We start from the raw sequence: 21,070 nt of genomic DNA on the forward strand, positions 1-21,070 counted from the left end.
CTGGCCATCACGAGGCTCCCGAAGGGTGCGAAATTTTTGATGCTTGTGGCCTCGTGCTTATGCCAAGCCTCATTGATGCCCACGTACACCTGCGCGAACCCGGTTATGAATACAAGGAAGACGTGGCTTCCGGGCTTGAGGCCGCCGCGCGCGGCGGGTTTGGCGCGGTCATGTGCATGGCCAACACCAAGCCTGTAAACGATACTGCCAGCGTCACCCGGCATATGCTGGACAGGGCGCGGCAAAGCCATCCTTACGGCCCGCGCCTTTTGCCTATTGGGGCAGCGACCATCGGCCTCAAGGGCGAAACGATGGCCCCTCTGGCTGAACTCAAGGAAGCAGGCTGCGTGGCTGTGTCCAACGATGGCCGTCCTCTGGAAAATGCCGAACTTGTACGCCGCATTATGGAATATGGCGCTGATCTGGGTCTGATTCTTATTGACCACTGCGAAGACCCGCACCTGGGACGCGGCTGGATCATGCACGAGGGGCATGTCAGCGGGCTTCTTGGGCTTAAGGGGCAACCGCCCGCAGGTGAGGCCCTGCAGGCAGCTCGCGACATAATGCTTGCGGAATATCTTGATATTCCTGTACATATTGCGCATGTTTCTGCGGCGTTGACTGTGGACATTATTCGTTGGGCCAAGGAACGCGGCGTTAAAGTGAGTGCTGAAACATGCCCGCACTACCTGCTGCTGGACGAAACAGCCCTTGAGAACTATAGTGCCCAGTCTAAAGTGAGCCCGCCGCTGCGTACGGCGCATGACCGCGAAGTTTTGCGTGAAGCCGTGAAAACGGGGATTGTGGATATTCTTGTGACGGACCACGCCCCGCATGCCGCGCACGAAAAAGACGGTACGCTGGATGAAGCCCCTTGCGGATTTACAGGGCTTGATCTGGCCCTGAGTCTTACCTGGGCGCTTGTGGATGAAGGCGTTTTGACCGAATCGGATGCGCACCGCCTGTGGTGCCGTCGCCCGGCGGAAATTTTTGGTTTGCCCTGGAATGGATTTGCTCCAGGCGACCCGGCAGATTTCTTTTTGTTTAACCCGGAAGAAGCGTGGATTCCTTCACGGGAAACCATGCATTCAAAAAGTCTGAACACGCCCTTCTTGGGGCAGACCTTGCGCGGGCGCGTCAAGCACCACTGGATGGGAGGCAGAAAGCTTTTCTGATCCCCCCAGCCTGCGCATAGCGGGGGTACACATGCACCGGATACTACAGGATAAAAGTCTCTTTCGTCCCCACTGTCTTATCAACGGGCAGTGGCTCGATGCGGCAGACAAAAGCGTTCTGGATGTCATCAATCCGTCCAACGGCAAACAGTTGGGCCATGTGCCCAACTGTGGCGCTGAGGAGGCCCGGCTTGCCGTTGAAGCCGCTCACACAGCTTTTGCCGCCTGGAGTGCCAAAAGCCCACAGGAGCGCGGGGCCTATCTGCATGCCTGGGAGCAGGCCATACATGCCAATCTTGAAGATCTGGCCCGCCTGCTCACGCTGGAGCAGGGCAAGCCTCTGGCCGAAGCCAGAGGGGAGATTCTTCAGGGGGCTTCCTACTTTCCCTGGTATGCCGAAGAAGCCCGCCGCGTCAGCGGCGAGGTAGTGCCCGAATTTCGTCACGGCGTACAGGCGCTCACCCGGCATGCCCCCGTGGGCGTGGCCGCGGCCATCACACCCTGGAACTTCCCCATGTCGATGATTCCCCGCAAAGTGGCTCCGGCACTGGCTGCGGGCTGCACGGCCATTGTCAAACCTGCCAGCGCCACGCCCTACAGTGCGTTGGCTATGGCTGAGCTGGCCATGCGGGTAGGCATTCCTGCCGGGGTTTTCAACGTCATTACGGGCAGTGCCGGGGCCATTGGTTCTGTCATCACTGAAAGCCCGCTGGTGCGCAAACTCAGCTTCACAGGCTCCACGCCTGTGGGCAGAACACTTGCCGCCCAGTGCGGTCCCACCCTCAAGCGCGTGTCTCTGGAATTGGGAGGCAACGCGCCCTTTATCGTCTTTGACGATGCCGATATAGACCTGGCGGCCCGTATGGCTATGGGCAACAAGTTCCGTAACGCGGGGCAAACCTGCATTTGCGCCAACCGTTTTCTTGTTCACAAAGACGTGCTCGACGCTTTTGTGCGTCGCCTGCTGCAAGGTATACGCGAACTCAAGGTCGGCGACGGGCTCAAGGCCGATACCACAATGGGGCCGCTTATCAATGCCGAGGCTGTGGCCCATGTGGACGCTCTTGTGTGTGATGCCCTGCAAAATGGCGCTTGCCGCATTGCAGGCGGGCAGGCCCACAAGCTTGGCGGCAATTTCTACGAGCCGACGCTGCTGACAGGCATCAGGCCTGATATGCGGATTTTTCGCGAAGAAATATTTGGTCCCGTGGCCGCTGTCATGTCTTTTGAAGACGAAGAAGAAGCCGTGGCTCTTGCAAATGATACGGAATACGGGCTCGCGTCCTATGTATGCACTCGCGATATGGCGCGCACGTGGCGGCTCTGGAAGGGCCTTCAGTACGGCATGGTGGGCGTCAATGATGCGGGGCTGGCCTCAGCCGAGACGCCCTTTGGCGGCGTCAAGGGCAGCGGCATGGGTCGTGAAGGCGGCAGGGAAGGCTTGCTGGAATATATGGAAACACATTATGCCTTGCTTGGAGACATAGCATAAGCGATAATCAAATTTGGAAGCTGCACGATGGTTTGCAGGTGCAGTTTGATATTTTGTAAGATGTGATGATTTCGCAGTCCGCAAGGATAGCGGGTCGGCGCACGGAAGCCCGGGAAGGCTTGAAGCCCGGGCAACCCCGTTGTTCGGGGTTCGTAGCGTTTACTCCAGAGTAGATTAGCTTTGCAATGGTCAACAGTTCGAAGTTCGCATTCTGCCACAGCGCGGTTCCGGCAGAATCTACACTGCATGGCCGCGGATAATTCGGTCTACTCGCCGCCGGGTATTTAACATTTAAAATGTTAAGTGCCTCTAATTCGCCATATTTCGGGAGCGGCCATGAGCACACGACACCCCATAGCGGCAGGGCGTTTTTACCCTGCTGATGTTGAACAGTTGAAAAAAGAAATCCATGCATGGCTTATGACAGTGTCCAGCTCAGCGGGATCAGTGCCGGACGGGCATGCGCATGACGCTGGTTCGCGTCTGCTGGGGCTTATGCTGCCTCATGCCGGTTATGTTTATTGCGGGCGCATTATAGGAGGCACGCTGTCCAGTTCGTGGAAAAATTCCACAGCCGGAGCCAGCTTGCCGCAGCGGCTTTTTATCCTGTGCCCCAACCATACGGGCCAGGGAAAACCGCTGGGGGTCTGGACAGAAGGGCAATGGATGACGCCATTGGGCCCCGTGCAAGTGGATGAAGATCTGGCGCAGGCCTTGATTCAGGCTCCAGGCGGTTTTTTGCCAGACGAGCTTTGCCATTTGGGCGAACACTCCATAGAGGTATTGCTGCCTTTTTTGCAAAGTCTTCCCCTGGCGGCGGGAAAAGATGGCTCTCCGGCCATGCCCCGTACCATTGTTCCAGTGTGCGTTGGTACGCGCAGGCCTGATATCCTGCGCTCGGCGGGGCTGGCCCTGGGCCAGATTGTGGAAGACTGCAGAGCCAAAGGGCAGGATGTGGGCCTCATCGTCAGTTCTGACATGAACCATTACCAGAATCAGGAGCAGACCCTGCACAAGGACGCGCAAGCTCTGGCACAGGCGCTGTCCTGTGACCCCGAAGCCCTTTTGGCTATAGTGGACCGGGAAGGCATAACCATGTGCGGCGCCGGACCGCTGGCCCTGGCCTTGTTTGCCTTGCGCTCCCTTGGAAATCCGTGGTCCGAGCTGTGCTTGTACGACACCTCGGCGGCGGCATCTGGCGACACCAGCCGGGTCGTGGGATACGCGGGGCTGAGGTTCGGCCTTGCCTAAATATAGTGCCATATTTTTGAAATAATTTGTGGGGAGGGGCCTTTTGCAAAAGGGGCTCCTCCTCAACATTTTCGCACCGTAAAACATTTATTTATGCTTCAATACGCTACCGGGCGTCCCCTGTCCCGCAGGGCACACTGGCTTGCCATTGTGTAAAGCCCAGGTAAAAAGCCCTGTGCCCACAGAGCATTCCCCACTCCCGGCAAAGCGATTCTACCTCTCTTCGCACTACTTACCGCCCGTCAATCCTCTTCACCCAAGTGAACATACTAGAATATTGGGCCTTAAGGTATTTTGTGGGGAGGATGCCCCTGACTCCGAACTGGTCTGAAATCAGTCCTGGGCAGCCTTCATGCGCCTAGCGGCTTCTGCCTGTGTCAGTTTGTCAGCCTTTTCGCCTGTGCAAGAACGTCTGTGAAAAATCCACACCTTTGCTTGACATTTAAAAGGTGAGGATTATGCTCGTTTGAGCAAAACAATGGCGTGGCATGACTGCGCAAAGGAGCGGACATATGAAAATTGCCGTCTCAAGTGAAGGCCCGGGCCTGGAATCTCAGGTGGACCCGCGCTTTGGGCGCGCCGCTGGTTTCGTGATTGTGGATATGGAAAGCATGAACGCGGAATATGTAGACAACGGCGCTTCTCAGGTTATGGCGCAGGGTGCTGGCATTGAAACTGCCGAACGCTTGTCTGCTCTGGGCGTTGGCGCGGTGCTCAGTGGTTACGTGGGGCCCAAGGCCTTCACCGCTCTTCAGGCGGCAGGCATGCAGATATATCAGGATCTGGATGGCCGCAGCGTGGGGGAAGCCGTGCGCTGCTATGCCGGGGGAACTCTTAACCCGGCTACGGCCTCCAACAAGTAGGCTGTCATGCGCATAGCATTTGCCAGCGGCAAGGGAGGCGCGGGAAAAACCACGGTGGCGGCTTCGCTGGCCGCCATATGGCCGCACCCTTGCCTGATAGTTGACGCCGACGTGGAGGCTCCGAATCTGCACCTTTTTTTGCATCCTCATCTGGACGCGCCTCAATCTGTGTATTTGACCGTGCCGGAACTGGATACGGAAAAATGCACTGCCTGCGGCGACTGCGCAGCCATGTGCTCCTACAAGGCCATTGCCAAACTGGGCGCAGGTCTGATCATTTTTGCAGACATGTGCCACGGTTGCGGCGGCTGTTTTGAGGTTTGTCAGGCTGAGGCCTTGAAGAAGGGCAAGCGTGAGCTGGGCAGTCTGCAATGGGGTTCGTGGAGCCTGAAAATGGGTCCGGCCCAAAATTCTGACCAAAGCTTGAACCAATCTTCGGGCCAAACTTCCGGACGGGCTTCGAAGCAAACTTCCAGTCAGACCTCGAGCCAACATTCCGGCAAAACACTGCTTATGGGAAAAAGCCGGGTAGGCGAGGCCATGTCGCCGCCTTTGCTGCGGGCTATTGATGGCGCGCTTGCGGCTATTTCCGGGGACGATGCTGGTACTGTGCCGGACATTCTTATTGATTCACCCCCCGGCGTGAGCTGTCCGGCTATGACCACGGCCCGCATGGCCGACGCGCTTGTGCTGGTGGCGGAACCCACCCCCTTTGGCATTTACGATTTCAAGCTGGCTCATGCAGCCTTTAAGAAGCTGAATATGCCTCTGGCAGTTGTTATGAACCGGGTTGGCATGCCGGGCAACGAAAGCGGCGACGCAGTGTTGGAAAAATATTGCGCGGCAGAAGGCCTGCCGCTGCTGGCCCGTCTGCCCTTTGATCTGCAAGCTGCGGAGGCTTATGCGCACGGGTACTTGCCCCTTTTGGATCAGAGCGTCAACGCTTTGATCTGGCAGAGGCGTTTCGGGCTCCTTTACGAAGCCGTGCAACGGTGGGCAGGAGGCAAGATTTGTCATGTTGCGGAATCTGGCAGCGCTGTGAACATCTGCGCGTCAGGCACAACAGGGGCGGGGCATGCGTGAAATAGTTGTCATTAGCGGCAAGGGCGGCACAGGCAAAACCACGGTATGCGCAGCATTGGCAGCTCTGGCGAGCCGCGAGGGCCGCAATCCTGTGCTCTGTGATCTTGATGTGGATGTGCCGGATCTGCACATTATTTTTGATCCTCGCGCGCAGCAGGAACATCCCTTTGTTTCGGGCAATACGGCAGTTATCAATGAGGATGCCTGTACGCAGTGTGGCCGTTGCCTCGAGCTGTGCCAGTTTGGAGCAGTGGGGCAGAACGAGGACGGGCAGTTCAGAATAGACGCCCTCGACTGCGAAGGCTGCGGCGTGTGCCACAAGCTTTGCCCCACAGGAGCCATAGACTTTCCGCAACGGCACTGCGGCACATGGTATCTGAGCCAGACGCGCTTTGGTTCTTTTGTTCACGCCCAGCTTGATCCCGGTCAGGAAAATTCGGGCCGTCTGGTCAGCCTGCTCAAACAGCAGGCGCGCCAGCTGGCCCCGGCCACGGAAGACAGCCTTATCCTCTGCGACGGATCACCCGGCATAGGCTGTCCTGTCATCAGTTCCCTTTCTGGGGCCACTTTGGCTGTGGCGGTGGTGGAGCCCACTCCTTCGGGACGGCATGATTTCGAGCGGGTGGCGGATCTGTGCAGGCATTTTCGTATTCCTGTATCCGTCATCATCAACAAGGCCGACCTCAATAACGATGAGGCGCGCTCCATTGAAGAGTACGCCGTCCAGCATGGCTACACACTGGCGGGGCGCTTGCCTTTCAGCCCTCTTGTGACGGAGGCTATGATACGTGGCGAAGCTCTGACGGAAAGGGATTCGTCCCTGGCCAGCGAGCTTGAGAAAATATGGGGGCGCATCTGCGCCGCGGCAGACAAGCCCGCCCGGCGGGCAAACATTAACTCTTTGTAAGGACATACCATCATGAGCAAGACAGTTCTGGCAATTCCCTCTGAACTTCCCGGCGGCGTGGATGCGGGTATGGGTATGCATTTCGGCCATTGCGCCATCTATACCATTGTGGAAATTGAGAACGGCGCTGTATCTGCCCAGTCCACACTGGCTTCCATCCCGCATCAGCAGGGTGGCTGCATGGCTCCTGTGCAGTATCTGGCCGAGCACGGCGTAACAGCCCTACTGGCCGGGGGAATGGGCATGCGTCCTCTTATGGGCTTCAACCAGATGCATATTGATGTATTTTTTGCTGGCAATTATCCCACGGTGGGGCAGGCGGTTGAGGCGTTTCGTCAGGGCAAGCTGAACCGTTTCAGCACGGAACAGACCTGCGGCGGCGGCTCGCACTAGGGGCGGCCATGAAAAGCAGGCATATTCTGCTGCAAACCCGCCGACCGGACGCCTGGACAGACTTTGTGGCGCAGTTGCAAGTTGGCGGCTGCACCGTGGGCATGGCGGAAAGCTTTGAACTGTGCAAAGAAGCGGCGCAGCGTGAACACCCGGTTTTGGTTGTGCTTGATCCGCCTTCCTGCGAGCTTGCGCGGTCCTGGGTGACGGCCCTTATGATGATTGATGCCGGAATGCACACCGCTGTTGTGACGGACATGCCAGCAGAGGTCTTTCATGACGAAATGGAGGGGCTGGGAATACTAACGTCGCTTCCACTGAAACCAGCAGCGCAAGATGCGCACAAGTTGCTTGAACTTTTGAAGGAAGTGATGGGGAGCCGGGGATAAATTAAACTGCCATCATGTGTCGTTGGTATATAGAATACCAGATGCAATATGCGGAACCGGTTTTTGCCGCTGGTTCCGCTTTTTTACTTTATCTGTTTGAGTCCAACATATGCGGAAAATCCGGTATGTTGGCTGTTTCAAACTGCGATACAGCACAGTTTTGCAGTAACTTACGTCACTCTTGACGTGTGTCATTCCGTGCCGTACTTTATAATAAAATCGTATCAGTGTGAGAATATGCCAAGACCCAGTCATTGCAGGCGTGTGAGCGCCCTTCCCAAAGTCAATTATTTCAAGCCTAAAGGCATCCCTATGTCAGACCTCGACGAGAGGGTTCTGCAGCTGGATGGTCTTGAGGCCTTGCGTCTGGCCGATTACGAAGGCCGAAATATGGATGAAGCCGCTGCCCGTATGGGGGTGTCGCGCCATACCTTCGGCAGGCTGTTGCGAAGGGCCCGGCACTGTGTGGCTGAAGCCCTTGTGGATGGCCTTGCCCTGCGTATCGAGGGCGGCGTGTGCGCAATGGACGCCCTGAACGACGATGTACGTCCTTCCGACTCTGATGGCGTGCTGGTGGCGGTTCCCTCGCAGGAGCCTGGCGGGCTTCTGGCCGCGCCTCACGCGCATTTTGGCCGATGTAGCGTCTATACCCTGGCCAGGATAAAAGCTGGCGAGGTCGGCGAAGCTATGGTTCGGGCAAACTCTGGGCATATGCCCGGAGATTGCGCCAGTCCTGTGCAGATATTGGCCCGCCTGGGCGTGACGGTGCTGCTGGCTGGCGGTATGGGGGTTCGCCCCCTGCAGGCCATGCAGGCAGCCGGAATAGCCGTCTACCACAATGCGGGATTGCCCAGTGTAGGGGCCTGCCTGGAAGCCTTTGCGCAAAACAGGCTGGTGGCTTTTGGCACTGAACATCTCTGCCGAAGTGGCTGTGCTTCGGGGAATGAGGTTACGTAGATCTGTAAATTTGCAAAAGCGCCCTTGCTGTTTGCAGAGGTGCTTTTGCAGTAGATGTGCGGGTTGGCCGCACTGCCTGAATGTTTACAAAACAAGCACATATGGTTTTAGCGAGGCAACGCCCCGCATGACCATTATAAAAATGCAGGGACGCTATGAGCAATGCAGTCAAAAATGACGGCAATGCCCCTGTAGCCGCCATGCCTCCCGAACAATTGCACCCAGTGGCGGAGCAGGGCAAACAAGGCCGCAATGCGGCACAAACTCGACAGCGGATACTGGTTGCCGCACGTTGTCTTTTTGCCAAAAATAACTACGAAAGTGTGGGCACGAGAGAAATTGCAGCAAAGGCCGGGGTGAACGCCACCCTTATCAACAGATACTTTGGTTCAAAGAAAAAACTGTTTGCAGCAGTAGTGAACTCCTTGACCGAGCTTGCCAAGGCTCCGGGGTCAAGTATCAGGGATACCCTTGATCAGGCTTTGGACAGCATAGTGCTCGCCAAGGAGCATAACATATGGATAGACGAGTTTCGGATCATCCTTTTTTCCGCCCTTAATCCGGAAGTTGCAGACATCATCTCTGATTTTTTTGAGCAAAAACGCCAAACATTCAGAGAACGCCTGGGCGGCCCAGGCATGGGGGCCAAGGCGGATGTTGCCTATTCGCTGCTCACGGGTTCGGCTGTGATTTTAACTCTCTTGCGCAGCAAGAAGTACAGTAAAAAAGACCGGGAAGCTTTTCGTCATGGTCTTGGTCTGGTTCTGGACCAACTTCTTGCCCTAGAGGTGTCGGCGCCAGCACATTGATGCCTGCCAGCAAGTATGCCCAAGGATCAGTATGTCGAAGAAGGCCGTCTGCACTTACATGCAGGCGGCCTTCCTGATTGTTTCTAAGCAAACACTGATTAAAAAGCCTTCTGGAAACGGCGAGTTATTTCGTTTGGCGGCGTTGCATCAGATTTCGCAGTGATCATTTTCTCCCGCAGCAGCTCCGCCCCCGGCTGTAAAGTGCTGTGCATCTCTTTTGCGCATAAAGGCCTTTTCGCCCTCAACTATCAAAAAGACAATAAAACCGAGCAGTATGGGGACTGGCCAATACTGCAAAGCCAGGGGCACTGTGCCGAACACCCTGTTCATGAAGGGAATGTACGTTACCGAAAGCTGAAGAAGCACAAGCAGGGCGCTGACCACAAGAACGGCCTGGTTGGAGAAGGGATTCATCTTGAAAGCAGATCCCCGGATGCTGCGGCTGTTGAACAGGTGAAAAAGCTGGCACATGACGATGCTTTGCACTGTCATTGTACGCACAAGGTCTTCGGCATAGCCCATACGCCCAAGGCTCACGCTCATGATCAGGGTCATGCCGCCGATGAGTATGGACACAAAGGCGATGCGCCAGATAAAATAGCCGTCCAGGATTTTTTCTCCGGCAGGCCTTGGAGGACGCCGCATAACGCCGTCTTCTTTAAGCTCAAAGGCCAGGGCAAGAGATACCGTCACCGACGTGACCATGTTCACCCAGAGTATCTGCACGGGCGTCAGGGGCAGCGTTGTACCAAACAGGATGCTGGCTATAATGAGAAAACTTTCGGCCCCGTTGGTGGGCAGAATGAAAAGGATGGTCTTTCTCAGGTTGTCATAAACCCTGCGGCCTTCTTCTACCGCGGCCACGATGGTGCTGAAATTGTCGTCTGTGAGAACAATTTCCGCAGCGTCCTTTGTGACCTCGGTTCCCTTGATGCCCATAGCAATGCCCACGTCAGCCGCTTTGAGGGCCGGGGCATCGTTGACGCCGTCGCCAGTCATAGCCGAAACAGCGCCGTTGGCCTGCAACGCCTTGACAAGCTTGAGTTTATGCTCGGGGCTTGTTCTGGCAAAAATGTCGCATTTTTTTACCGCGCACTGGATCTGCTGGTCTGTCATTTCGTCGAGCTGTTGCCCGGATATGGCCATATTGCCGTCGCCAATGCCCAGTTCAAGGCCAATGGCTTTGGCAGTATCCACATGGTCGCCTGTGATCATTTTTACGGTGATTCCTGCGTCCTTGCAGGCGCGCACCGCTTCAAGCACCTCATTGCGCGGCGGGTCGACAATGCCCGCCAGACCAAGAAAAACAAGGCCTTCCTGTAAATCTTCGTGGGTAATGGTGCTGGTTTGCGGGGGCATGATTTTTATGGCTGCGCCAAGCAGGCGCTGGCCTTTGCCAGCCGTAATGCTCATGGCGCTTTCCCAGCATGCAGCGTCAAGAGGAACATCGCCCGTGGTGGTACGCTGCTGCGTAGACATGGCCAGCAAACGGTCGGGCGCGCCTTTGACCAGAAGCAGGGTTTGCCCGCCTTCTTCAATAAGCGTCGCCATATACTTGTACTGGGAATCAAAGGGCAGGGTAGCTATTCTGCTTTTACCCGCGCCTGTGAGGCCTGATTTTTTATAGAGGGTCTGCAACGCGCCTTCAGTGGGTTCGCCCTGTATGATCCAGGCTCCGCTGGCGTCCTGCGTAAGCACGGAGTCGTTGCACAGGGAGAAGCAGCGGATCATTTCCGCCAGCAGGGGGGCTGAAGCTGCATCTACTGCAGCACCGTGCTGTGTAATAGAACCTTCGGGCGCGTATCCCGATCCTTCAACATCATAGCTCTCTTCTGCAAGAACAAGGCTTTTAACGGTCATTTCATTCTTGGTGAGCGTGCCCGTTTTGTCCGAACAGATGACGGATACCGACCCCAGAGTTTCCACCGAGGGCAGGGTGCGCACAATGGCCTTGCGGCGGGCCATGTGCTGCACGCCGACAGCAAGAATGATGGAAAGAATGGCGGGAAGCCCTTCGGGAATGGCCGCAATGGCCAGCCCTATGGTGGCGAGCAGCAGTTCGCTGGCGTCGTAGCTGTGAAAGAAACGCCCGAACAGAAAGATCAGCAAAGACACGCCAAGAATGAACAGAGCCACAGTTTTGCCAAGCTGGGCCATCTGACGGATTAGAGGTGTGGAGATGTTCTGGGTTTCTTCCAGCAGCTGGCTGATGCGCCCCAGTTCTGTCTCCTGCCCCACAGCCACCACCAGGCCTGATCCCGTGCCTGCGCTGACCGACGTTCCGCTGAAAGCCATGTTGATTCTGTCGCCAAGCATGGTTTCCGGGTCGAGGGAGTGCGTGTTTTTTTCTGAAGGAACGGATTCGCCAGTCAGGGCTGATTCTTCGACGCGCAGGTTGTCGGCGTTGACAAGGCGCAGGTCAGCGGGGATTTTGTTGCCTGGTTTCAGAAGCACAAGGTCGCCCAGCGCCAGATCTTTGGAATCCACTTCGGCGCGCACGCCGCCGCGGATGATGGAGGCCTTGAGAGACAGCATGCTCTTGATGTCTTCAAGGGCTTTTTCAGCCTTGAATTCTTGCGAAAATCCTATGAAGGCGTTCACAATGGCCACAAGCAGAATGACAATGGTGTCCGCGTAATGCCCCAGAACCAGCGTCACAAAGGCTGCCACAAAAAGCATGTAGATGAGAATGTCGTGAAAATGGCGTAGAAAGCTGATGATGCGGCTTTGCTTCTTCTTTGCCGGCAAGGAGTTGGGACCGTATTCTTCAAGTCTGGCGGCAGCCTGTTCCTGGCTGATGCCCTGCCGCACGTCGGTCATCAAAACCGCGGCGACGTCTGGCACATCCTTGGCAAACCATTTGCTGTGGGTGTGAACATATTGTTTTTGCATACAGACCTCGTTCCAGAGTTAGAGCAGTCGCGGGGTACATATGGATAAGCGCAGTGCAAACCTTCTGACTATGTGCGGTGTCTGGCAGGCGCGCTTTTGGCTCAGCATCTGCTGCCAGTTCAGCTTGATGTCCTATTTCAAAGAAGCTTTTTCCGGCAACATCCTGGCTGGGCGTCACTGAGAACGGCAGTTGCAACAGAGACACATGCCAATACTGGCTCATATCATTATGAATATTATTATCGAAAAACCCTCGAGCCGTAAACCTCTGCCCAGATGGCGCGGCGATTCTGAACTCCGGTAGGTTCGTGAACCGGGCAACACTTGCAACTGGATCCCCAGGGAGCTACGGCAACCCCGAAAATTTTGGCAAGTGCGGCGGCTGCAGCGCATTTGTTACTGCCTGAAGATGGGTTGCTTGGGATTTTTTTGGTGCTGGCAGGCAGCCCCTCCATTATGGGTGTGCAAAGGGCGCGTTTCCTTACGGGATGAGGAGTATTTTTAATATTATCCTGTTATTGCAGTGTTATATGCGTGTTATCTATTATATGACTAATTAAATTATTTAAAGCTAACTTTATTTGACATTGAGAATCTCGTGCGGCACTATGCCGCATGCCCGAAACCAAGGTCGTTTCCGCCCGCGAAGTTGCGCTTCTCACTATCCCGCAGTTGGGTCTGATGTTCTGCTACATGGCCATGTCCATGATAGATCTGTGGGTGGCGGGGCAGCTCAATGAGGGCGTGTTGGCAGCGCTGGGATTTACTGCACAGATACTTGCCTTTCTGATGCTGCTGACAGCAGTGGTGGGCAGCGGCTGTATGGCTATGGTCAGCCAGTCGCTTGGGGCGGGAAAACCCTTGCGTGCCCGGCGTTATTCCGGGCTGATAGTTGGCCTTTCCTTTACCGCAGGTTCCGTGATTTCTCTTTTGGGGCTCGGCGTGCTTCTGGCATTGCCTATGACAGATCTTGTGCCCCAGGCCATAGCGCCGATGGTGCGTACCTTTGGTTTCGCCTACGCGGCCCAGTTGCCGTTCTATTACAGCCTCGTCATGCTGAATTCTGTGTTTCGCGCGCACAAGATGGTCTGGCTGCCCACAGCCACACTTTGCCTTGTGACGGTCATTAAATTTGTCAGCAGCGTTGGGCTGGGGCTTGGCTGGTGGGGCTTCCCGCAACTCGGGTACGCTGCCGTTGCCTGGACAACGTTTGCCTCGTCCTTGGCAGGCTTTATCTGCAACATCATTCTGGCCGTGCGCGTAAACATTTTGAGGGCGTCGTCATTTGCCGGGTGGCGGTGGAACAAACTGGCCATGCCCCGGCTGTGGCGTGTGGGTGCTCCGGCGGCGCTTGGCAATGTAGCCGGGCATGCTGGCAGCATTGTGCTTCTTGCCTGCGTTTCCAGCCTTCCCTTGCATGCGGTGGACGCCATAGCGGCAATGACTCTTGGTATGCGCGTTATGGGTTTTTTGCTGTTTCCTCTGGCTGGGCTGGGTATGACACTGACTATCCTCAGCGGGCATTTGTTAGGGGCAGGCCTGGGGCGCGACGGTTATGCCCTCGGGTTGCGGTATGGCCTGTGGGTGGCCGTGGCTCTGGCTGTGGCCGGGCTGGGGTTGTATATGCTCTGCGGGCCCATAATCAGGCTTTTTACCCAGGAGTCTGGCACAGTGGTCCTTGCCGAGACGTTTTTGCAGATTTCTTGCCTTGTGCTGCCCTTGCAGGGGATGAGCCAGATGCTGAGCGCGGTTCTGGCGGGAGCCGGAGCCACGCGCTTCACCTGTCGTGTAAGCTGCTTCACAACCTGGGGCGTGTCGGTGCCGCTGGCTTATTGCCTTGCTCACGGGCTGGATTTTGGCGCTTTTGGAGCATATGTTGGCATGGCCTGCGGCACGCTGGTGTCCTCCATATGGACGCTGCAAATCTATGTGCAAAAAAAATGGTTTGGTGCCATACGGGTTATCTGATATCTGTGTGGCACGTTTTTAGGCCTATGGACGAAGCAGAATATGCAAGGAGATTGTTCAATGGATCAGGAAGAAAAGGATCTTTCTCCTGCCCTGGAAAACTACCTGGCCATTATCTTCAAGCAGGAGTTCGCCACTGGCGCATGTAGACCCAGTGATATTGCCGATGCAGCCAAGGTTGCACGCCCATCGGTAACCAACGCCCTGCGCTCGTTAGCCAAGCGTGGTTATATCAGCTATGAGCCGTACAGCCTTGTGAATCTGACGCAAAAAGGCCTTCAGGCCGGGCAGCGTCTGGCTCACCGTAATATGGTTTTGCGGGAGTTTTTTTCAACGGTGCTGCAATTGCCCGAAGAAACTGCGGCCGATATGGCCTGCCAGCTTGAGCACGTCATGCCCGATGACGTCATGCTGCGCTGGCGGCTCTTTGTGCTGTACATGCGTCACACCATGCCCCAGTGGGAAGGCTGGCTGGAAAAAAGCCTCGCCCTGCGGGACGCGCATGCGGCCAAAAAACACAGACTGCCAAAGACCGGTGAGGCTCCTCCGGCAATAGTGAACCGTCGTGATTTTGTGGATGAAGGCTAGAACGGATTTTTAGCGTTTTTTCATCACTGCTGTGGCAGGCGGCCCTTTTCTCCGGATGTGTATGAAGAGCACACTCCGGCATGAAAAGGGCCGCCTTTTTATTTTTGGAACAAACCGCTGTTGAAAAGCCGCTCTTGGTCGGCCCGGCAAAAAATAGGCAGCCCGGCGGAAAGTATGCCGGGCTGCCTATCGGGAAACGGTGTATACCCTTCTCAAAAACATCTTGTAGAATGTCGCCCTTGCAACAGGAAGCCTTTCAAAGCCCATTCCCTCTGGGGTTCCTCAAGGTGGAAAAGATCTCTCCTGTACGGTTTTCAGGGGCTACTTCAGCTTGTACTCCACGGGCACGCGCACGCTGAAGGCAGCGCCCTGCACTCCGGTGTTCAGGCCTATCAGCTTTTCTCCCAACTCCTTGGTGGCATTGTCCAGCACCGCCTGCCCGCAGTGTTTGTCCAGACTGCTGGCCGTAATGCGGCCCTGGTCATTTATGCTGACAAGAAGGATTACAAGTCCTTCCGCACCGCTGCGGCGGGCGTGTTTGGGGTAGTTTTTGTTTTTCTCCACCGCATTGAGAATTCTGCTCAGGGCCGCGTTTTTAGTGGAGGCCGAAACGCCGCCCGGTACTCCGCCAGCCACACCGCCAGCTTTTCCACCGGGCACGCCACCCAAGACTCCTCCCGCCACGCCGCCGTCGGGGCTGCCTTCGGGATGGCCCACCTGATGGCGCGGGCCGGGAACGGCATCTTTTTGCACATGCTGGGGCGCTTTTTGCGCTGCAACTTTGCGCTGTTCCGGCTTTGCCACTGGCGGCTGAACCTTGGGCTTTTGCTCCACAACCTTGGGTTTTTCTTCCGGTTTGGGATCTTCTTTTGGTTTTTCCGGCTCGGGCGGCAGCACAGCAGCAAATGGCGAATCATCGGCCATAAGGCGCCGTTCGACGGGTTCTTCGCTCGATTCGATGCGGATCTGCACAGATTCAAGCCGCATGGACATGACCATAGGCCCTGCCGCAGCAGCGGGAAGCAGTACCCGTTGGTTTTGCCTTGGCAAGGACATGAGCAGAGCCGCCAGCACAATTATGCCGGATGTTATGCACAGGGCATAGTTGCGGCTGCGCGTCTGCGCCGCCACGTCACAATGGCTTGGACGCCGAAGTCGCTTGTGTGCTGATAACAAAGCGGCCTCCTCTCTTGGTCTTGGCCTGGTCCACCACACCCACAAAAGCATTGAATGGGGCCTTTTCATCCACATGCAGATTCAGCAACGCTTCGGGCATGGTTTCCAGCAGGGCGGGCAGGGCTTCTTTGCTGACCTGCTGGCCTTCATGATGGATGGTACCGTCCTGCTTGATGGAGATAACCAGTTCTTTGGTGCGGGTAGCGCCAGGATCCGGGGATTCTGCCTTGGGCAGAACGATCTCCAGTATGGGTTTGCTGAACGAGGCCGTGAGAATAAAGAAAAAAAGCAGCACAATGATAACGTCAACAAGCGGCGTGAGGTCAACGCTGACTTCTTCGTCCAGCTCGAACATAGGACCTCCTTATGCGGATTCCGGTTCCGGACTGACAGGGCATGACGCCGGGGTGTCTACCACGCCGTGCTTCACAGCGGGCGCGGCTACGCGAACAGGCCGGGCCGCTCCCTGGCAAAGCTCAAGTGCGCGGTAGCTATGTTCCACAGCCTCAATATGGAAACCTTTGAACTTGAGCAGCAGAAAATAGTAGGCAATGAGCATGGGAATGGCCACGCTCAGGCCCATCGCCGTGGTGATGAGCACTTCCCATATGCCTGCCGCCAGTTGAGCCGGATCAGGAGTTGCCGTGTCTGCAATGGCCTGAAAAACGCGCACCATGCCGAGCACTGTGCCCAGCAGGCCCATGAGGGGAGAAATCATTGCCACAAGGCGCAACCAGCACAGGCTTTTGGTGGTCTGCTCAAAGTTGCGGTGAAACAGGTAGGCCACTTCGGCCCTGATGTCCTGCGAGTGCCCGCTGTGGGTTTTGACCACATCACGCACAATGGCGATCAGGGGGTTGTCGCTGTTGTTGTTGCGCAGGCAACGGCTTTCACCCGTGTTTTCCAGATCAAGAAAGCCGTGCTGAAAGTTTCGCCATACCAGAGCGAGGTAGAAATACGTGCGAAAGGCAATGTACACGCCAGCGCAGCCCACAACCACAAGGGCGCAGCCTGCGGGTCCGATGGCGTTATAAATGGCGGCCAAATTCATGCCTGATATCCTTATACGTTGTCCTGAGCGCATGCAGCGCCCGGGTTTGAGCTCAACTATTTGAATTTTGAAAAACTTTAAATGCCCTGACGCTGCACTCTCGTGCCGCACGCCGTGTTGTGGCGTGGATTCTGCCGGAAATTGTATTTCCCGGCAGAATGGCAACGCTGAAATGTTTCACATTGCAAAGTTAGGCTACTCCAAATGCACGGGCAAAATCCGCAAAGGCTTCGCGAGCCTTGCGGCAGTCTTCATTGTCGGGATGCTTGGCCGCCTCTTCAAGGCGGGCACGGCGGTCTTCCGTCATAGGATGGGCGCTGTTGGCCATCTTCTGCATCATGGCCACCACGGCGGGGTCCACACGCCCCTGGCACAGAAAGGTGCCAAGTATATTGTTGCCTTGCGCGGGGTCGGCCAGCAAAGCTTCGCCCTGTACCTTGCAGTGCGCGGCGTGTTCCGAGTCCGGCCATGCGCCGAGTGTGCCGAAGAGGGCCACATTGCAGTTTTTGATCTGCTCCATATATTTTTTGGCCTTGTCGTCGGGCATGCCCTTGTCTACCCAATAGCCCACAGCCACAAGGTCGTAGCCCTCGGGCAGCGGCGCTTCTTCAACCGGGTGCAGATGGCAGCCGGGCAAAGCTTCGGCTACAGCCTCGGCTATTTTACGGGTATTGCCTGTACGCGAAGAATAAACCACAAGACTTTTCATTATATTTCCTCCTTGCCGAAGGCGTCACGCAAGGCGAAAAAGCCGTCGCGCGCCTCGGGAATAAGCGCTTTTTTTTCACGGCCCACATAGATGGCGAACAGCACAGCGCCCGCTGCATCCAGAAACTGCACGCTGTGGCTTTCCAGACCCATGAAGGGCAGGGAAAGGAAGCAGATGTGGGCAACTTCATCACTGCAAATATGACCGCTCAGGGGAAGGTCATGTTCAAGATTGAAATAGCCGCCGCCGTGTTTGCCACCGGGAATGCGTCCCTTGATCTCCACAACACTGCGTCCGTGACGCATGATGAAGGTCGCACAGGGCCACTGGGCCAGGCCTTGCCACACATCGTCAAAGGCCGTGCCGGGAGCAAAAGCTCTCATGCTTTCGGGCAATGCGCGGGCGGCGCAGAGCTCCGTAACCGCGAACTGGCGGGCAATGGTATCCAGCATGACCATCTTTTGCGTCGTGAGCATTGTTTCCACCTGAGGGCGCAGGGTTTCAATCGCTGCCGTGTCTGTAGTGCAAGTACTCATGGTAAAAATCTCCTCTATGCTGCCGGAGCGGCGGCTTCGTGTATGCCGGTACAGTCCCCTTGCGCGGCGGGTAAGCTGGAATCCGGCGGCAGGGGCAGCCGCAGGGCATGGCGGCCCATGCGGGCCAGCAGTTCAAGGTCGTGAGTGATAAGCAGTATGCAGCGGCCTTCCAGCGCCTGAGCTTCCAGCGCCTGCGCCAGTCGGGTCATGTTTTGCCCGTCCAGACCACTGGTGGGTTCGTCCAGTATGAGCAGGCGCGGTTTTTTGGCCAGCGCGCAGGCAATGACAAGACGCTGCTTTTCACCGCCGGAAAGTGATTGGGGATGGCGCTGCGCCAGATCTTCCAGCCCAAAAGCAGTCAGCAGTTCCAGACCGGCGTGTTTGTCTTTTTGGCCTGCCAGATCAAGGCAGGTCTGTACCTCTGCGAGCACTGTTCTCATATGAAGTTGATGGTCGGCGTTCTGTAGCACGATGCCAGTGCCAGCGAGACGTTGACGGGGATTCAGGGGCTGTCCGTCCAGCGTGATTTCACCGGCCTGGGGCAGGTTCAGTCCGGCCAGTACGCGGGCCAGTGTCGTCTTGCCTGTGCCGTTGGGGCCGATGAGCGCCGTAATACCGGAGGGCAGGGCAATGCGGGCGTTTTCGTACAGAGGCTCCTGCCCCTTGTGGGCATAGGTGAGGTTGTGCGCCTCCACCGGGCATGAATCGGCGGTGGAACAGGAGGGCAGCACGTCGCGCACGTCAGGCACGCAGGCTTCCCGCAGGCCGTACCGGGTACGCAGGTCTGCATCGTACAGGATGGAAAAATCGCCCTGCTCGCGGATACGCCCGTCTTGCATGACAATGACCCTGTCGGCCACGTCGGCCAGCCAGTACAGGCGATGGTCCACCACCAGAATGGCCATGCCCTGCTCTTTGAGCTGCTTGAGTTGCAGGGCCAGTTCTTCTGTGGATTCGGGGTCCAGATTGGCGGTGGGTTCGTCCAGAATGAGGGCTTGCGGTGTTTGCGTCCACAAGGTCGCAAGGCCTACTTTCTGCTTCTGGCCTTCCGAAAGCTCATGAATGGACGCGCCCAACAGCGGTTGCAGGTTGAACTGGCGCACTGACCGTTTCACGGTTTTGTGCATTGTTTCCACGGGCATGCCTTGCCATTCAAGGGCAAAGGCCAGTTCGTCCTCCACGTTGAGGGCAAAGAACTGCTGCTCAGGGTCTTGAAACAGCGTGCCTGCCTGCTGGGCCAGATGGGGCAAATCCTGTTCCACTGTGGGGGTGCCATTGACGAGCACCTGACCCTCCAGAATTCCAGCAAAATGTAGAGGACAGAGTCCGTTGGCCAGACGGATAAGCGTGGATTTGCCGCAACCGCTTGCCCCGGTGCAAAGTACCACTTCGCCGGGTTTGACGTGCAGCGAGATATTTTCCACCGCTGGCCGCCCCTGAAACGGGTAGGCATAGCTGACATTTTCAAAGCGCAACATCAAAGCATGCCTCCTGCCACAGGGTTATTCAAAATGTACTGGCAGGCGAGCGCGGCGGCCACCACAAGCAGGGCCGCTGCCAGCAGCAGGCTGTCCCGGCGGGTCCAGGCATTGGTGCGGTAGGGGGTAAGTTTTTCGCCCATACCAAGCCCCTTGAGTTCAGCCGCAACCCCAAGATCTTCCGAAGTGCGCAGAGAACGGAACAAGAGGGGCGTAAACAGCAGACGCAGGCTGAGTACCGGGTGGCACGTCATTGTCCACGGGTTCAGCTTGTAGCCACGCAGCTTGAGTGATTCCGTAACCTGTTTCACGTCATTGATGAAGGTGGGGATAAAGCGGATGATAACGGCTGCGGGCAAATATATGCAGAAGGGCAGGCGCAACCCGCGCAGCGCGTCCAGCAGATATTGCACCCGGCTGGACAGCGCCAGCGGCAGCACCACATGCAGCATGGTCAGCACACGCAAAAATGGAATGGCCAAAGACGCAAAGCTCATGCCTCCCATAAGGCGGGGCGAAAGCTGGCCCATAATCCACACGCAGCCCATAGCCATAAAAATCATGACAGTCAGAACGGCGTAGGCCACAAGCAGGGCTTTGGGTTTGCGCATGCACAGGGCATAGCACAGCGAGGCACCAGCCAGCACCAGCTGGCCTTCAAGGTTAGAAATAATAAGGGTGCCCAGCGAGGCAAGAACGCTTACCCCGATTTTGGCGCGTACATCGGCCTCATAAAGCCAGCCTTGCGGCAAAGGGCGATTACTGGCGTACAATGCCTGCATGGCGCAGCTCCCTTACGGCTCTGACGCCGGTAAAAAGACCTATAAGCGCACCTGCGTAACCCAGAATCACAATGGGCACGGCGGCCACGAGCATTGCTGGATTTTCGCGCATGTAGAGCCATGAAACGCCCAGGGAGCAAACCCTGAACAACAGGTCGAACACGGCCACCGCCACCAGCGGGCCCCAGGGTCTGGCGTAGCCGCCTGTGAGGGCCGCGGCTGTTTCCGCAACCAGCGCCGCCGCCAGCATGGCTGGCAGCAAAGTAAGACTGGCCCCGAGCAGCAATGCGCTCACCAGCATGTTGATAAGCACAAAAAGCAGCAGGGTGCCGGGTTTGCGCACCTTGTAGAGCATGACTATCAGCAGGGTGGTAAAAACCAGATTCTTTAACAGCAGGGACACCGGGTTCATGCCCCCTCCGGCCAGGGCCACCAGTAAGGTGGAGATTTTGGCGGCTGCCGAAAATACCCCTATGACCACCAGCTCATGGGCACTCCAGTAGCGGTTGACCGTGGACTTCATGATGTATCTCCTGGCCCGTCTCTTATAGGAATTGAATATGAAATTCAATGC

At 56.6% G+C, this 21,070-nt stretch carries 22 protein-coding genes; 13 read left to right on the plus strand and 9 right to left on the minus strand.

The features are described from left to right. From QM579_RS06325 to QM579_RS06375, 11 genes are all read left to right on the plus strand, one after another. The coding region (locus tag QM579_RS06325; RefSeq protein ID WP_414998328.1) for a dihydroorotase at window positions 1-1,175 on the plus strand (1,175 nt) is incomplete at its 5' end. A gap of 31 nt (window positions 1,176-1,206) precedes the next feature. Beyond that, complete coding sequence (locus tag QM579_RS06330; protein WP_414998329.1) at window positions 1,207-2,667, plus strand: NAD-dependent succinate-semialdehyde dehydrogenase; 1,461 nt, start codon at window positions 1,207-1,209, stop codon at window positions 2,665-2,667. 336 nt (window positions 2,668-3,003) lie between these two features. Further along, window positions 3,004-3,918: an AmmeMemoRadiSam system protein B gene (gene amrB, locus QM579_RS06335; RefSeq protein WP_414998330.1), complete on the plus strand. Its 915-nt coding sequence runs from the start codon at window positions 3,004-3,006 to the stop codon at window positions 3,916-3,918. A gap of 512 nt (window positions 3,919-4,430) precedes the next feature. Then, window positions 4,431-4,781, plus strand: a complete 351-nt coding sequence (locus tag QM579_RS06340; RefSeq protein ID WP_414998331.1) for a NifB/NifX family molybdenum-iron cluster-binding protein — start codon at window positions 4,431-4,433, stop codon at window positions 4,779-4,781. A 6-nt stretch (window positions 4,782-4,787) separates the two neighbouring features. Then, entirely contained in the window at window positions 4,788-5,864 is a 1,077-nt protein-coding gene (locus tag QM579_RS06345; protein WP_414998332.1) for a 4Fe-4S binding protein, read from the plus strand. Then, window positions 5,857-6,771 carry an ATP-binding protein gene (locus QM579_RS06350; protein ID WP_414998333.1) on the plus strand — a complete coding sequence of 305 codons (915 nt, stop codon included), beginning with the start codon at window positions 5,857-5,859 and terminating at the stop codon, window positions 6,769-6,771. The genes QM579_RS06345 and QM579_RS06350 overlap by 8 nt, the downstream gene beginning before the upstream one ends. 12 nt (window positions 6,772-6,783) lie before the next feature. Next, window positions 6,784-7,164, plus strand: a complete 381-nt coding sequence (locus QM579_RS06355) for a NifB/NifX family molybdenum-iron cluster-binding protein (RefSeq protein WP_414998334.1) — start codon at window positions 6,784-6,786, stop codon at window positions 7,162-7,164. A gap of 8 nt (window positions 7,165-7,172) precedes the next feature. Then, window positions 7,173-7,550 carry a response regulator receiver protein gene (locus tag QM579_RS06360; protein ID WP_414998335.1) on the plus strand — a complete coding sequence of 126 codons (378 nt, stop codon included), beginning with the start codon at window positions 7,173-7,175 and terminating at the stop codon, window positions 7,548-7,550. Window positions 7,551-7,787: 237 nt separating this feature from the next. Continuing rightward, window positions 7,788-8,507 (plus strand): DUF134 domain-containing protein, encoded by a 720-nt coding sequence (locus QM579_RS06365; RefSeq protein WP_414998336.1) that lies wholly within the window; start codon window positions 7,788-7,790, stop codon window positions 8,505-8,507. 155 nt (window positions 8,508-8,662) lie between these two features. Next, complete coding sequence (locus QM579_RS06370) at window positions 8,663-9,316, plus strand: TetR/AcrR family transcriptional regulator (protein WP_414998337.1); 654 nt, start codon at window positions 8,663-8,665, stop codon at window positions 9,314-9,316. Between the two features lie 31 nt (window positions 9,317-9,347). Then, window positions 9,348-9,479: a hypothetical protein gene (locus QM579_RS06375; RefSeq protein WP_414998338.1), complete on the plus strand. Its 132-nt coding sequence runs from the start codon at window positions 9,348-9,350 to the stop codon at window positions 9,477-9,479. Here the strand turns inward: QM579_RS06375 and QM579_RS06380 are convergent. Continuing rightward, window positions 9,464-12,208 carry a cation-transporting P-type ATPase gene (locus QM579_RS06380; RefSeq protein ID WP_414998339.1) on the minus strand — a complete coding sequence of 915 codons (2,745 nt, stop codon included), beginning with the start codon at window positions 12,206-12,208 and terminating at the stop codon, window positions 9,464-9,466. The genes QM579_RS06375 and QM579_RS06380 overlap by 16 nt on opposite strands. A 615-nt stretch (window positions 12,209-12,823) precedes the next feature. Here QM579_RS06380 and QM579_RS06385 point away from each other — a divergent pair. Together QM579_RS06385 and QM579_RS06390 are read left to right on the plus strand one after the other, a co-directional pair. Next, window positions 12,824-14,176, plus strand: coding sequence for an MATE family efflux transporter (locus tag QM579_RS06385; protein ID WP_414998340.1), 1,353 nt, complete (start codon window positions 12,824-12,826; stop codon window positions 14,174-14,176). A 60-nt stretch (window positions 14,177-14,236) separates the two neighbouring features. Beyond that, window positions 14,237-14,764, plus strand: a complete 528-nt coding sequence (locus QM579_RS06390; protein ID WP_414998341.1) for a metal-dependent transcriptional regulator — start codon at window positions 14,237-14,239, stop codon at window positions 14,762-14,764. Window positions 14,765-15,085: 321 nt separating this feature from the next. On the opposite strand, the gene QM579_RS06395 is transcribed toward QM579_RS06390, so the two are convergent. The 8 genes from QM579_RS06395 to QM579_RS06430 form a co-directional block, all read right to left on the minus strand. After that, a complete protein-coding gene (locus tag QM579_RS06395) occupies window positions 15,086-15,940 on the minus strand; it encodes a TonB family protein (RefSeq protein WP_414998342.1) in 855 nt (284 codons plus the stop codon). Then, window positions 15,897-16,295: an ExbD/TolR family protein gene (locus QM579_RS06400; protein WP_414998343.1), complete on the minus strand. Its 399-nt coding sequence runs from the start codon at window positions 16,293-16,295 to the stop codon at window positions 15,897-15,899. The genes QM579_RS06395 and QM579_RS06400 overlap by 44 nt, the downstream gene beginning before the upstream one ends. Window positions 16,296-16,304: 9 nt before the next feature. Continuing rightward, the gene (locus tag QM579_RS06405; protein ID WP_414998344.1) at window positions 16,305-16,991 is read right to left on the minus strand and encodes a MotA/TolQ/ExbB proton channel family protein; all 687 of its coding nucleotides are present in this window, start codon (window positions 16,989-16,991) and stop codon (window positions 16,305-16,307) included. A gap of 190 nt (window positions 16,992-17,181) precedes the next feature. Further along, complete coding sequence (locus tag QM579_RS06410) at window positions 17,182-17,700, minus strand: flavodoxin family protein (protein ID WP_414998345.1); 519 nt, start codon at window positions 17,698-17,700, stop codon at window positions 17,182-17,184. Next, window positions 17,700-18,236, minus strand: a complete 537-nt coding sequence (hutX, locus tag QM579_RS06415) for a heme utilization cystosolic carrier protein HutX (RefSeq protein WP_414998346.1) — start codon at window positions 18,234-18,236, stop codon at window positions 17,700-17,702. Before hutX ends, QM579_RS06410 begins: the two co-directional genes overlap by 1 nt. Before the next feature lie 14 nt (window positions 18,237-18,250). Then, on the minus strand, window positions 18,251-19,714 hold the full coding sequence (locus QM579_RS06420; RefSeq protein WP_414998347.1) for an ABC transporter ATP-binding protein: 1,464 nt from the start codon (window positions 19,712-19,714) through the stop codon (window positions 18,251-18,253). Beyond that, window positions 19,714-20,496 carry an energy-coupling factor transporter transmembrane component T family protein gene (locus QM579_RS06425; RefSeq protein ID WP_414998348.1) on the minus strand — a complete coding sequence of 261 codons (783 nt, stop codon included), beginning with the start codon at window positions 20,494-20,496 and terminating at the stop codon, window positions 19,714-19,716. The genes QM579_RS06420 and QM579_RS06425 overlap by 1 nt, the downstream gene beginning before the upstream one ends. Further along, a complete protein-coding gene (locus tag QM579_RS06430; RefSeq protein ID WP_414998349.1) occupies window positions 20,474-21,019 on the minus strand; it encodes an MptD family putative ECF transporter S component in 546 nt (181 codons plus the stop codon). The genes QM579_RS06425 and QM579_RS06430 overlap by 23 nt, the downstream gene beginning before the upstream one ends. Window positions 21,020-21,070 lie beyond the last annotated feature (51 nt).

It is taken from the genome of Desulfovibrio sp. (assembly GCF_047607245.1).
Taxonomy (GTDB): Bacteria; Desulfobacterota; Desulfovibrionia; order Desulfovibrionales; family Desulfovibrionaceae; genus Desulfovibrio.